Consider the following 13,101-nt stretch of genomic DNA (forward strand, 5'->3'; position numbering starts at 1 on the left):
CCAAGTGGGACAAAGGAGGGGTTACCGTGAAATTATCCAGTGTCACGGTCCGCAAGCGGCTGTTCATCGGCGCCGGACTCGTGTCTCTCGGCTTTCTAGCGCTTGTCATTCGTCTTGCCTATGTCCAGCTGTGGGAGGGCGGGGAAATTACGGCCAAGGCGGAGGAGCTGTGGCGCAGAGACATCCCGGTTACGGCCAAGCGCGGGGAAGTGCTCGATCGGAACGGGGTGCGTCTCGCCTATAACGTGACTTCGCCGACGATTATGGCCGTCCCCGCCCAGATTCAGGATGCCGCAGCGACGGCTGCCCGGCTGGCGCCGGTGCTGCAGATGAAAACGGAAGACGTCGAACGGATGATTAAGGTACGCAAGTCTATCGTCCATATTAAGCCGGGAGGCCGCAAAATATCGCTTGAAACGGCCCAGCAGGTGCGGGAAATGAACTTGCCCGGCATTGTCGTGGCAGAGGATAATAAAAGATATTATCCATTCGGGGATCTGGCCTCCCATATTCTCGGCTTCACCGGTATTGACAACCAAGGGCTGACGGGCATCGAGCAGAGGTACAATGACGCGCTCAGCGGGCTGCAGGGAAGCGTCTCTTACCTGTCCGACGCGAAGGGCCGCCAGATGCCGAACTCCTCGGAGACGTACGCCCCGCCGCGAGATGGATTAAATTTGCAATTGACGATTGACAAGCAAATACAGACAATAATGGAGCGGGAACTTGATCAGGCGATGCTCGAATTGAAGCCGAAGCATATCATCTCGATTGCGATGGATCCGAACAACGGCGAGATATTGGCGATGGCGAGCCGCCCGAATTACGAACCGGGGCGGTACAAGGAGTATTCCTCGGAGGTGTACAACCGCAACCTGCCGATCTGGATGACGTACGAGCCGGGCTCTACCTTCAAGATCATTACGCTCGCCGCGGCGCTCGAGGAAGGCAAGGTCGATTTGTACAACGAGCATTTTTTTGATCCCGGGAGCATCGAGGTCGGGGGCGCCCGGCTGCGCTGCTGGAAGAGAGGCGGCCATGGCAGCCAGACCTTCCTCCAGGTGGTCGGCAATTCGTGCAACCCCGGCTTTGTCACGCTGGGACAGCGGTTAGGCAAGGAGACGCTGTTTGAGTACATACGGAATTTTGGCTTCGGGCAAAAATCAGGCATCGACCTGAGCGGAGAAGCGACGGGAATTCTCTTCAAGCTGAACCGGGTCGGTCCGGTCGAATTGGCGACGACCTCGTTCGGACAGGGCGTATCGGTGACGCCGATCCAGCAGATTGCCGCCGTCTCGGCGACGATTAACGGAGGCAAGCTGTATCGTCCGCATGTGGCGAAGTCGTTCGAGCATCCCGAGACGGGGATGATCATCGATGAAGTCGAGCCGGAACTGGTCCGGCAGGTCATCTCGCCGGAGACGTCGGCGAAGGTGCGGGACGCGCTGGAGCATGTCGTCGCCCAAGGCTCGGGACGCAACGCGTTCATCGACGGCTACCGGGTCGGAGGAAAAACGGGCACGGCGCAAAAGGTTGTGAACGGACGTTATTCGCCGAATGAGCATATCGTATCTTTTGTCGGGTTCGCGCCAGCGGACGATCCGAAGATCGTCATCTATACGGCGGTGGATGATCCGCAGGGGATTCAGTTCGGCGGGCTGATCGCCGCTCCTATCGTCAAGCGCATCATGGAGGACGCGCTCCATTATATGGGAGTGGAACCGCGTCAGAAACAAGTCCCCCGCGAATATAGATACAATGAGACGCCGATTGTGGCGGTTCCCAATCTGGTCGGCAAGACGCTGACCGATATTTACGAAGACATGAACATGAATTTTCAACTGGCCAAATCCGGCACGGGCAACATGGTCATTCACCAGGCGCCCAAGCCGGGAACCCGTGTGGAGCGTGGAGCGACCATCCGCATCTACATGGGTACAGAGACGGAGGAATAACTATGCAGGAAATGCGATTGTCCGAAGCATGCAAGCGAATGCTGAATGTGAAATGTACAGGAGATGAAGCTACGGCAGTGACCGGATTGGCGGTGGATTCGCGCCATGTCCGGCCGGGCGATCTGTTCTTCTGCATTTCGGGCACGGCGGATGACGGCCACCGTTATGCGGAGCAAGCCGTGGACAAGGGAGCGGCCGCGCTTGTCGTAGAGCGGGAGCTGCCGCTTCCGGTTCCGCAGCTCATCGTTCGTCAGGCCCGTCATGCGCTTGCGGTGCTGGCTGATGCCTTCTACCGTTCGCCGAGCCGGGACTTGAAGCTGATCGGCGTGACGGGAACGAACGGCAAGACGACGACAACTTATCTGATAGAGCGGATATTGACGGACGCCGGCCGCACAAGCGGCGTGATCGGCACGATCGAGATGCGCTATGACGGCCGCACGCTGCCGATGTCGGGCACGACGCCGAACGCGCTTGAGCTGCAGCGTTCGCTGCGGGATATGGCCGACTGCGGCGTGGAGGCCGTCGCGATGGAGGTCTCTTCTCATGCGCTCGATCAAGGCCGCGTGGAAGGTTGCCGCTTCCGGACGGCCGTCTTCACGAACCTGACGCAGGATCATCTCGATTACCATGAGACGATGGAGTCGTACCGCGATGCCAAGGGCTTGCTGTTCTCCCGTCTCGGGAACACGTTCTCCGAGCAAGAGGCGGAGCGTTCTTATGCCGTGCTGAACGCGGACGATCCGGCATCGGCGCATTTCGCCAAGCTGACCACCGCAGAGACGCTGACGTACGGCTTGTCGGCGTCTGCCGATATTCGGGCGGAGGACATCCGCATGAACGGCAAGGGAACGAGCTTCCGCGTCCATACGTTCCGCGGATCGGCCGACGTGCAGCTTCGCATGGTCGGCAAGTTCAATGTCTGCAATGCGCTCGCCGCCATCGCGGTCGGGTTGATAGAAGGCATCGCGCTGGACGACATTTGCGCCAGCCTCGAAGCGGTGCCGGGCGTGGCCGGGCGTGTGGAGGCCGTGGAGGCCGGGCAGCCGTATACGGTCATCGTCGATTACGCGCATACGCCGGACGGCCTTGAGAATGTGCTGCAGAGCGTCAAGGAATTCGCGGAAGGCCGCGTCATCTCCGTATTCGGCTGCGGCGGGGACCGCGATCGGACGAAGCGCCCGATTATGGGCCAGATATCGGCCCGGTATGCCGACTACTCTATTATTACGTCAGACAATCCGCGTACCGAGGATCCGGAGCTGATTCTCGAAGATATCGAACGGGGCCTGACGGAGATGGAGGTCAGCCGTGACCGTTATGAATGCGTCGTTGACCGAAGAGCCGCCATTGCGAAGGCTATTGAACTGGCAAGCCCGCACGATGTAGTATTGATTGCGGGGAAGGGGCATGAGACGTATCAAATTATCGGCCGCGACACCTTTGATTTCGATGACCGCCTAGTAGCAAAAGAAGCGATAAGGGGAAAAGTGCAGTGATAGAGACAACCTTGGAACATATAGCGGAGCTGTGCGGCGGAACATTGGCCGATCCGTCTGCAGGCCAGACGAAGGTGCGCGGCGTATTTACCGATTCCCGCTCCGTATTGACCGGAGGGCTGTTCGTTCCCCTCACCGGTGAACGATTCGACGGCCATGCCTATGTGGAGGAGACGCTGCGGGCCGGGGCGGCCGGAGCGCTCTGGCAAGCGGATCGGGCGCTTCCCGGCGCTTCCGCGCCGCTGATTATCGTGGAGGACACGTACGCTGCGCTGCAGCGGCTGGCCGCTGCTTATCTCGCGGAAGGCCAGGTCAAGGTGGTCGCCGTTACCGGGAGCAACGGCAAGACGACGACGAAGGATCTGGTTGCGTCCGTCTTGTCGCAACGATATCGGGTACATAAGACCGATGGGAACTTCAACAATCATATCGGGCTTCCGCTCACTGTGCTCTCGATGCCGCGAGAGACGGAGATTGCCGTGCTCGAGATGGGCATGAGCGGCCGGGGAGAGATCGAGCTGCTCTCGCAGCTGGCGAGACCGGATGTGGCCGTCATCACCAATATCGGGGATGCCCATCTGCTTCAGCTCGGCAGCCGGGAGGAGATCGCCCGGGCGAAGCTGGAGATTACGGCCGGATTGCGCGACGGCGGCCTGCTCGTATGCCACGGGGACGAACCGCTTGTCGATCTAGCACTGTCCGAACGGGAGCCGGGAGGACGCATCCGCTTGCTGCGCTTCGGTCTGGGCGAACGATGCGAACTGCGGCTGTCCCGTATGAGCGGCGACGGCAGCGGCATGGCATTCGCCGTACCTTCCGCCGGCGGACAAGGCGAGTCTGTCTTCCATATCCCGCTGTTGGGGCAGCATAATGTGATGAACGCCATGGCCGCTCTGGCGGTCGGGCGCCAATTCGGCCTGACGGATGAACAGATTGCCGCCGGACTGGCCGGGGCGCGCATCAGCGGCATGCGCTTCGAGCGGCATGTTACGCCGGGAGGCTGGATCGTGCTGAATGACGCCTATAATGCGAGCCCGACCTCGATGAGGGCGGCCTTATCCGTGCTGGCCGACATGAAGGGCGGACGGCGCATCGCCGTGCTGGCCGACATGCTGGAGCTGGGACCGCAGGAAGCGGCGCTCCATTTCGAGATCGGAGCGGAGCTTACGCCCGATCAGATCGATGTGGTGCTCACGTACGGCGAGTTGGGGAAGCATATCGCCGACGGCGCCCGCCGCTCGCTGCCGGCCGAGGCCGTGCACTCGTTCCAAGATAAAATGTCCTTGAAAGCTTATTTGAACCAAGAAGTGAGACCCGGTGATATCGTGCTCGTCAAGGCATCCCGGGGAATGAAACTAGAAGAAGTTGTAAATGACTGGATCCGTAACACGGATTCGTCTGTGGGGCTACGGGAGGTGTAGGGATTGGACTTCAAATTGATGTTAATGACAATGGGCGTATCTTTCATCTTGGCTGTCATCCTCGGTCCGTTAACCATTCCGCTGCTTCGCAGGCTCAAGTTCGGACAGCAGGTCCGCGATGACGGCCCGCAAGGCCATTTGAAAAAAGCAGGCACTCCTACGATGGGCGGCGCCATTATTTTGCTCGCCTTTACGCTTGCTTTTCTGAAATTCTCGGTAACCGACATTGATTTTTATGTGCTGCTCATCGCGACCCTCGGCTTCGGACTGATTGGATTTCTTGACGATTATATCAAAATCGTGTTCAAGCGTTCACTCGGCCTGACCGCGAGACAAAAGCTGATCGGGCAGCTGGCGTGCTCCGCCGTTATCTGCGTACTGCTGTGGCAGTCGGATCACAGCACCGTGCTCGCGGTACCGGGGACGTCCTGGGGTCTTGACCTCGGCTGGTTCTATTATCCGTTCATCATTTTGATGATGCTGGCGATCAGCAATGCGGTCAATTTCACGGACGGCCTCGACGGCCTGTTGTCAGGCACAAGCGCGATCGCGCTGGCGGCCTTCGCGCTTATCGCGATGCAGCTGTCCGAGATCGCGGCCGCGGTATGCGCGGCAGCCATGATCGGCGCCGTGCTCGGCTTCCTCGTCTTCAATGCGCATCCGGCCAAGGTGTTCATGGGCGATACCGGTTCGCTCGGCATCGGGGGCGCCATCGGGGCGATTGCCATTCTGACGAAGACGGAGCTGCTGTTCCTTATTATCGGCGGCATATTTGTCATCGAGATGCTGTCCGTCGTCATTCAAGTCGTCTCCTTCAAGACACGGGGCAAGCGCGTGTTCAAAATGAGTCCGATTCATCATCATTTCGAGTTGTCCGGCTGGTCGGAATGGCGTGTCGTCATCACCTTCTGGATCGCGGGCATCGTGCTCGCCGGACTCGGATTATGGATCAACAAGGGGTTGTAGCAGATGGAACATCCAGATATGTACCAAGGAAAGCGCGTCGTCGTTCTCGGCCTGGCCAAGAGCGGCGTCAGTGTGGCTAAGACGTTTCATGAACGCGGTGCCCTCGTAACCGTCAATGATAAGAAAGAACGCCACAAATGCCCTGAAGCTTCGGAGCTGGAAGCTTTGGGCATTTGTGTTGTATGCGGCCATCACCCGGACGATCTGTTGGACGCCAGCGTCCAGCTGGTCGTCAAAAATCCGGGCATTCCGTATTCGGCGCCGCCTGTGCGCCAGGCGCTCGCGCTCGGCATCGAGGTCGTGACCGAGGTTGAGGTCGCTTATCATCTCAGTCCGGCGCCGATCATCGGCATCACGGGCAGCAACGGCAAGACGACGACGACGACCTGGGTCGGCAATATGCTCGAAGCGGCCGGGCTTCGTCCGATCGTCGCCGGCAATATCGGCACGCCGCTCTGCCAGGCTGCCGGGGAAGCGGCCGCGGACAACGTGCTGGTCGCGGAGCTGAGCAGCTTCCAGCTCAAGGGGACATCCGAATTCCGTCCGCGTGTCGCCAGCTTGCTGAACTTGTCGGAGACCCATTTGGATTACCATGGGACGATGGAGGATTATGTCCAGTCCAAGGCCCGCTTGTTCCGCAATATGGCGAATGGGGATATCGCCGTGCTCAATGCGGACGACGCGGCCTGCCGGGCACTCGCTCCGGATATTGGCGCCCGGATCTGGTGGGTGTCGTCCACGCGGCGCGTCGAATGCGGCGTATACGTAGAGCCTCCTTACCCGGAAGCGTCCCGCGAAGGGGAGGACGAAGACCGCCAATTGGTGTATGCGGATGAAGCGGGGCAATTGCATCCGATCATCGGCGTGCGGGAGATTGGCGTGTCCGGGCGTTACAATGTGGACAATGCCTTGGCGGCCGTTGCCATATCGATTGCGGCGGGGGCCAAGCCTGGGGCGCTGGCGGAGCCGCTCCGATCGTTCCGGGGCGTGGAGCACCGCCTCGAATACGTGGGCGAGGTGAACGGCACATCGTACTATAACAACTCCAAGGCGACGAATACGAAGGCGACGCTGATGGCGCTGGAGGCGTTCGAAGCGCCGGTCGTCCTGATTGCCGGCGGCCTGGACCGCGGGCTTGATTTCCTGGAGCTCGTTCCGGTTCTGAAGGAGCGGGCCGCGGCCGTCGTCACGATGGGCGAGACGAGGGAGATTCTGGCGGCCATCGCCGCGAAGGCGGGTTTAACGAAGGTGGCGGTCGTCGACAATGTAGATAATGCATCGGATGCCGTTTCGGAAGCGGTGCGCCTGGCGGCCGGCTATGCCAAGCCGGGCGATGTCGTCCTGCTGTCGCCGGCTTGCGCGAGCTGGGATATGTTCCCTTCCTATGAAGAGCGCGGACGAATGTTTAAGGCGGCGGTGCATAGTCTTTAAGTAGGGGGGTGTTCAAGCCCCTACATTGTCCAACGAGGTGTACCGCAATGGTCAAAGCACGGACCGCTCCCGATTTGTGGCTTATCGGTTCCATTCTCTCTTTGCTGGCGATAGGAATTGTCATGGTGTATAGTGCCGGCGCCATCATCGCCTTTCACGATTACGGCGACTCGTATTATTTCGTCAAGCGGCAGCTGCTGTTCGCCGTACTTGGACTGGCTGCCATGTTCGTAACGATGAACACCGATTACCGGATATGGTCCCGGTATGCGAAGGTCGGATTGCTGATCTGCTTCGGGCTGCTCATCATCGTTCTTATTCCGGGCATCGGAGACGTCCGGGGCGGCGCGCGCAGCTGGCTCGGCATCGGATCGTTCGGGATCCAGCCTTCGGAATTCATGAAGCTCGGCATGATTATCTTTTTGGCCAAAATGCTGTCCGACGAGCAGACAAGAATCGAGCGCTTCATGACCGGGCTGCTCCCGCCGCTCGGGGTGATGGGAGCGGCGTTCGGGCTCATTATGCTCCAGCCGGATCTTGGGACAGGCACCGTCATGATGGGCGCCTCGCTGCTGCTCATCTTCACGGGAGGGGCGCAGATTAAGCATCTGGCCTCGCTGGCCCTCGTCGGGGCGGCCGGGTTCGTCGGCCTTATTCTGGCGGCGCCTTATCGTTTGCAGCGCATCACCGCCTTTCTCGATCCGTGGCAGGACCCGCTCGGTGCGGGGTATCAGTCGATCCAGTCGCTGTATGCGATTGGCCCGGGCGGATTGGTCGGCCTCGGCTTGGGGGCGAGCCGCCAGAAGTACAATTATGTGCCAGAGCCGCAGACCGATTTTATCTTCTCCATATTGGCGGAAGAGCTTGGTTTCATTGGCGGCGTCACCGTATTAATGCTATTCTTAATTCTAGTATGGCGCGGCATGCGGGCGGCCATGACGGCCCCTGACACGTTCGGCAGTCTGTTGGCCGTCGGCATCGTCGGCATCGTTGCCGTGCAGGTTCTTATCAATATTGGCGTCGTTATCGGCTTGATGCCGGTGACCGGCATTACGCTGCCATTAATCAGCTATGGCGGCTCTTCCTTGACATTGATGCTGACTTCACTAGGCATCTTGTTGAACATATCACGTTATGCGAGGTGAACGAGATGCGCGTCGTGCTCAGCGGCGGCGGCACGGGAGGACATATTTATCCGGCTGTCGCCATCGCGAGGGAATGCGAGAAACGCTATCCCGACTGCACTTTTTTATATATTGGAACCGATAAAGGCCTGGAGAGCCGGCTTGTTCCTGAGGAAGGCCTCCCTTTTGCCTCCATCGACATTACCGGATTTCGCCGCAAGCTCTCGTTTGACAACGTCAAAACAGTCATGCGCTTCCTGAAGGGCGTGAGCAAGGCGAAGGCGATGCTGGCCGAATTCAAGCCGGATGTCGTCATCGGAACCGGAGGGTATGTATGCGGGCCGGTCGTGTATGCGGCAGCCAAGTTGGGCATCCCGACGGTCGTCCATGAACAGAATGTCATTCCCGGCCTGACCAATAAGTTCCTCAGCCGTTATGTCAGCTCGGTGGCGGTCAGCTTCGAGCAATCGGCCGGCTATTTCAAGAAGGCGAAGCAGGTCGTCTACACCGGCAATCCGCGGGCGACCGCGGTCGCCCAAGCGAACCGGGAACGGGGCTTCGCCTCGCTCGGCCTGCCGATGGACAGCCGCGTCGTGCTTATCGTCGGCGGCAGCCGCGGCGCACAGGCGGTGAACCAAGCGATGATTGGCATGGTCCCGCTGTTGAAGCAGCTGCCGGACGTTCATTTCGTCTATGTTACCGGCCAGCATTATTATGAGCATACGCGGGCGGCCGTCCTCAAATCGAGCGAGTCGGTACGCAATCATCTGCATGTGCTTCCCTATATCGGCAATATGCCGGAGGTGCTGGCCGCGACGACGCTCGCGGTAAGCCGGGCGGGGGCTTCCTCGCTGGCAGAGCTGACATCGCTTGGCATCCCGTCGGTGCTGATCCCGTCGCCCAATGTGACGAATAACCACCAGGAAGCCAATGCGCGGTCGCTGGCGGACGCCGGGGCAGCCATCATGATGCTGGAGCGGGAGCTCAGCTCGACCGCGCTCTTCGATACGATCAAGCGGTTGATGACCGATGAGGAGGCGCGCAGCCGGATGTCGGCCCGAGCCACAGCGTTCGGCCAGCCGGACGCCGCAGAGCGCGTCGCAATTGAATTGGAACGATTGACGGGCAAGTGAACCTTGCCCGATTTGTGCGTCTCGGGCCAGATGCAGGGAGGGCGGCCGCTCTCGCTGCGCTCAGGTGCTTCCATCACGTTGCAGGGCTGCGCCGAGCGAGGCTTCTCAAGGGCTGTCCGGAGCGCAAGCGGGACGGCCGGTATGGGCGAAGCGACGTGCCCTTTCCGTCTGGGCACCTGTCACACAACGTGTTACGGCTACATAAGATACCCTATACATCGTGACAGCCAGTGCCGCTTGCCGGACACGGACGTTGCATCGTCTATCGCGGACGACAGGATGAGTTGGGTTAAGGAGGTTCATCATATGCTGCAGCAATTTATAACCCGTTATTCGGAATTGAACTTGGGCAAGTACAAGGTAAATGAGCCGCTTGCACCGTATACGACCTGGAAAATCGGAGGTCCGGCGGATGTGCTCGTCGAGCCTGCCGGCAAAGAGCAGATCGTTCAGACTGTCCGGCTGCTTCATGACATGCAACTGCCATGGATGGCGATAGGGCGCGGCTCCAATATGCTCGTATCCGACAAAGGGATGCGAGGCGTTGTCATTCATACCGGGCATGCGCTTGATTATGTCCGGCAGGAAGACAATCTGGTGCATGCCGGAGCCGGGCTTTCCTTCATCAAGCTGTCCGTGCTCACCGGCAATATGGGGTTGTCGGGACTGGAATACGCCGGCGGCATTCCCGGCACGGTCGGCGGAGCCGTCTATATGAATGCCGGCGCGCACGGGTCTGACGTGTCACGAATATTTGAATCTGCTGAGATTGTACTGGAGACAGGGGAATTGGTGCGATACAGAACGGAAGATATGAAGTTCGCGTACCGCCATTCCGTGCTGCACGAGATCAGGGGCATCGTACTGGAGGCGACGTTCCGGCTGGAGCACGGAGACCGGCATGAGATTAAAGCCTTGAACGCAGCCAATAAGGAACGGCGTCTGCGGACGCAGCCGCTGCAAGCCGCATGCGCGGGGAGCGTGTTCCGCAACCCGCCAGGAGATTTCTCGGCCCGGCTCGTTGAAGAAGCCGGACTGAAGGGATTCCGAATCGGCGGGGCCGAAGTATCCACGTTACACGCCAATTTCATTGTAAACACCGGGCAAGCAACAGCGTCAGACGTGCTCACCCTGATGGAGCGCATCCAACAAACGATAAAAGACCGATATGGTGTCGAGTTGGTGCCGGAAGTGTTGGTGGTGGGTGAGCGGTAATCACGGAGGTGATACATTGGACAAATTGGTGATTGAGGGTGGGAAGCCTCTATCGGGGACCATTCGTATCCATGGAGCCAAAAATGCCGCTTTACCGATTTTAGCAGCCGCGATCCTGGCCGACGGTGTCGTCAAGCTCGATAATGTTCCGCAATTACTCGACATTGAAGTAATGCTGCACATTTTGCGCCGCTTGGGCTGTCGGGCCGTTCAAGACGGTTATACGGTCACATTGGATGCAGCCGGTACTCATTCGGTCCATGTGCCGGAAGATTTGATGCGACAGATGCGCTCATCCATTTTTTTGATGGGTCCGCTGCTTGCGCGTTTTAAGGAAGTTCATATTTATCAGCCTGGCGGCTGCGCCATCGGCGAACGCAAGATCGATTTGCATCTGCGGGGCCTGCAGGCGCTTGGAGCGGAAGTGGAGCAATGCGGCCACCGCGTCACATGCCGCGCGGCGCGCCTTGTCGGAACGGATGTCCATCTTGATTTCCCGAGCGTGGGGGCGACGGAGAACGTCATGATGGCCGCCGTGCTGGCGGAAGGCACGACCGTCATCACGAATGCCGCCCGGGAGCCGGAAATAACCGACCTGCAGAACTTCTTGAATCAGATGGGGGCGAATGTAAGCGGAGCAGGCAGCGGAACGATCGTGATTGAAGGCGTCAAAAGTCTGTTCGGCTGCCAATATTCGATCATCCCGGATCGGATCGTAGCCGGCACGCTGATGATTGCGGCGGCCGCGACCAGGGGAGCGGTGACGCTGACCAATGCGCATTCTGGACATTTGACCGCATTGATTCATATTCTTCGCCGTGCCGGTGTTCAGATCGCAACGAGTGATGGTATAATCAATGTAACTAGCTTCGGCAGGGCGAAGGCCGTAGATCGGATCGTGACATCGCCATATCCGGCATTCCCGACCGATCTGCAATCGCAGCTGATGGTGTTGATGGCGCTTGCCGACGGGGTAAGCGTGCTGAAGGAGACGATATTCGAGGGCCGCTTCAAGCATGTGGATGAATTATCCCGCATGGGTGCAGATATCCGCGTCGATTTGAGCACGGCGTTCGTTCGCGGCGTGTCTATGCTGTACGGCACGACGGTGGAAGCGACCGACCTCCGCGCGGGAGCCGCTCTCGTTATCGCGGGATTGGCCGCGCAGGGCCGGACGGTTATCGAGAATGTCCATCATATTGATCGCGGCTATGACCGGATTGAGCATATATTCAGCCGACTTGGGGCGAACATCGAGCGGTTCGCCGCGATACCCAAGCTTGACCTTGCCAATGGATAATGCTACAGCGAGTCCCCTCCCCTAACAAGGAGGGGATTGTGGGTGTTGCGGCGAACTAACATTTAAGGAGAAAGAATGGAGGGGGTGAGCGGTTGCATTTACGTAGTATTCCCCCGCTTCCAGGGAAGCCGCCGAAGAAGAAGCGCGCAGCTGCGAAGCTGATTTGGCTGCTGTCCATTCTGTGCATCGTGCTGCTGGTCGTGCTGTTCTTCCGTTCACCGATAAGCAAGGTTACGGAAGTGCGCTGGATCGGAGAGCACTTCGTGACGAAGGACGAACTGGGCGAAGTCAGCGGGCTGAAGCCCGGCGAACCGTTCTTCGGGACGAGCGAGGCAACGATAAGCGCGCGAATTCAAGAAAAGTTCCCTTATGTCAAATCGGTGAAGATGGTCAAGCATTTCCCTGGCGTGGTCGAAGTATATGTTCATGAGTATGCCGCCGTCGCCTACGAATTGAGCGCGGACGGACAGGTTCTGGCCTGTCTGGAGAACGGCACCGTCGTGAAGCCGAGCGCGCAGCTGAAGACCGTGCTGGAGAAGCCCGTGCTGACCAAATGGGACGGACAAGCCGAGGTGAGAGGGCTGTTGAGCCAACAGCTGGCCAAGATTCCGAAAGGGCTGCTGGCCGACATTTCCGAGATTAGCTTCTACCCGTCTTCCTCGTACCCGGACCGAATTAAGATGTATACGCGCTCCGGATTCGAAGTCGTCACGACGGTATCGGCCCTGCCCGACAAGATCACTTATTTAAGCGGCGTGGTCGAGACGCAGGAGCCTGGCCGCATTACGATGCTCAAGGCCGATTCGTATATTCCGTATTCCAGTCTTCCGGAGGATCCTGGCGAGATAGACGCAGAAGAGGAACAAACCGCTACAAATGAGCAAGAAATGGAAAATAATGAGAATAACATGCAGGATGAACAAGATCAACAAAATGTGGATGAAGAAAAAAACTCTACTCAATAAACGGAATAAATGCTAGAATAAAGTTTATGGTATTTCCTGAACTCCCCTTCTTTTTGATCTGCATTTTTCAGATTGTAGAAGACAAGACAGAC

Annotated in this window: 10 protein-coding genes; all 10 read left to right on the plus strand. The window is 58.7% G+C overall.

Translation table 11 applies throughout. The annotated features are described in order from the left end of the window. The first annotated feature begins 26 nt into the window (after window positions 1-26). The 10 genes from NNL35_RS12385 (at window position 27) to NNL35_RS12430 (ending at window position 13,009) form a co-directional block, all read left to right on the plus strand. Window positions 27-1,955 (plus strand): stage V sporulation protein D, encoded by a 1,929-nt coding sequence (locus NNL35_RS12385; protein WP_006675628.1) that lies wholly within the window; start codon window positions 27-29, stop codon window positions 1,953-1,955. 2 nt (window positions 1,956-1,957) lie between these two features. Continuing rightward, window positions 1,958-3,454, plus strand: a complete 1,497-nt coding sequence (locus NNL35_RS12390; RefSeq protein ID WP_006675629.1) for a UDP-N-acetylmuramoyl-L-alanyl-D-glutamate--2,6-diaminopimelate ligase — start codon at window positions 1,958-1,960, stop codon at window positions 3,452-3,454. After that, a complete protein-coding gene (locus NNL35_RS12395) occupies window positions 3,451-4,875 on the plus strand; it encodes a UDP-N-acetylmuramoyl-tripeptide--D-alanyl-D-alanine ligase (protein ID WP_006675630.1) in 1,425 nt (474 codons plus the stop codon). Before NNL35_RS12390 ends, NNL35_RS12395 begins: the two co-directional genes overlap by 4 nt. Before the next feature lie 3 nt (window positions 4,876-4,878). Beyond that, on the plus strand, window positions 4,879-5,841 hold the full coding sequence (gene mraY / locus NNL35_RS12400; protein ID WP_006675631.1) for a phospho-N-acetylmuramoyl-pentapeptide-transferase: 963 nt from the start codon (window positions 4,879-4,881) through the stop codon (window positions 5,839-5,841). A 3-nt stretch (window positions 5,842-5,844) separates the two neighbouring features. Continuing rightward, window positions 5,845-7,272 (plus strand): UDP-N-acetylmuramoyl-L-alanine--D-glutamate ligase, encoded by a 1,428-nt coding sequence (murD, locus tag NNL35_RS12405; protein WP_006675632.1) that lies wholly within the window; start codon window positions 5,845-5,847, stop codon window positions 7,270-7,272. Between the two features lie 47 nt (window positions 7,273-7,319). Continuing rightward, window positions 7,320-8,417 carry a stage V sporulation protein E gene (spoVE, locus tag NNL35_RS12410; RefSeq protein WP_006675633.1) on the plus strand — a complete coding sequence of 366 codons (1,098 nt, stop codon included), beginning with the start codon at window positions 7,320-7,322 and terminating at the stop codon, window positions 8,415-8,417. Between the two features lie 5 nt (window positions 8,418-8,422). Further along, a complete protein-coding gene (gene murG / locus NNL35_RS12415) occupies window positions 8,423-9,529 on the plus strand; it encodes an undecaprenyldiphospho-muramoylpentapeptide beta-N-acetylglucosaminyltransferase (protein ID WP_006675634.1) in 1,107 nt (368 codons plus the stop codon). A gap of 306 nt (window positions 9,530-9,835) precedes the next feature. Continuing rightward, the gene (gene murB / locus NNL35_RS12420) at window positions 9,836-10,744 is read left to right on the plus strand and encodes a UDP-N-acetylmuramate dehydrogenase (protein WP_006675635.1); all 909 of its coding nucleotides are present in this window, start codon (window positions 9,836-9,838) and stop codon (window positions 10,742-10,744) included. Between the two features lie 16 nt (window positions 10,745-10,760). Continuing rightward, a complete protein-coding gene (gene murA / locus NNL35_RS12425; protein WP_006675636.1) occupies window positions 10,761-12,044 on the plus strand; it encodes a UDP-N-acetylglucosamine 1-carboxyvinyltransferase in 1,284 nt (427 codons plus the stop codon). A gap of 92 nt (window positions 12,045-12,136) precedes the next feature. After that, window positions 12,137-13,009 carry a cell division protein FtsQ/DivIB gene (locus NNL35_RS12430; RefSeq protein ID WP_006675637.1) on the plus strand — a complete coding sequence of 291 codons (873 nt, stop codon included), beginning with the start codon at window positions 12,137-12,139 and terminating at the stop codon, window positions 13,007-13,009. Window positions 13,010-13,101: the final 92 nt, after the last annotated feature.

Source organism: Paenibacillus dendritiformis (assembly GCF_945605565.1).
GTDB lineage: Bacteria > Bacillota > Bacilli > Paenibacillales > Paenibacillaceae > Paenibacillus_B > Paenibacillus_B dendritiformis_A.

Excerpts from the sequence above, each read along its gene's own strand:
- murD (WP_006675632.1), top strand. The coding sequence starts at position 5,845 with ATGGAACATCCAGATATGTACCAAGGAAAGCGCGTCGTCGTTCTCGGC.
- murG (WP_006675634.1), top strand. The coding sequence starts at position 8,423 with ATGCGCGTCGTGCTCAGCGGCGGCGGCACGGGAGGACATATTTATCCG.
- spoVE (WP_006675633.1), top strand. The coding sequence starts at position 7,320 with ATGGTCAAAGCACGGACCGCTCCCGATTTGTGGCTTATCGGTTCCATT.
- murB (WP_006675635.1), top strand. The coding sequence starts at position 9,836 with ATGCTGCAGCAATTTATAACCCGTTATTCGGAATTGAACTTGGGCAAG.
- NNL35_RS12390 (WP_006675629.1), top strand. The coding sequence starts at position 1,958 with ATGCAGGAAATGCGATTGTCCGAAGCATGCAAGCGAATGCTGAATGTG.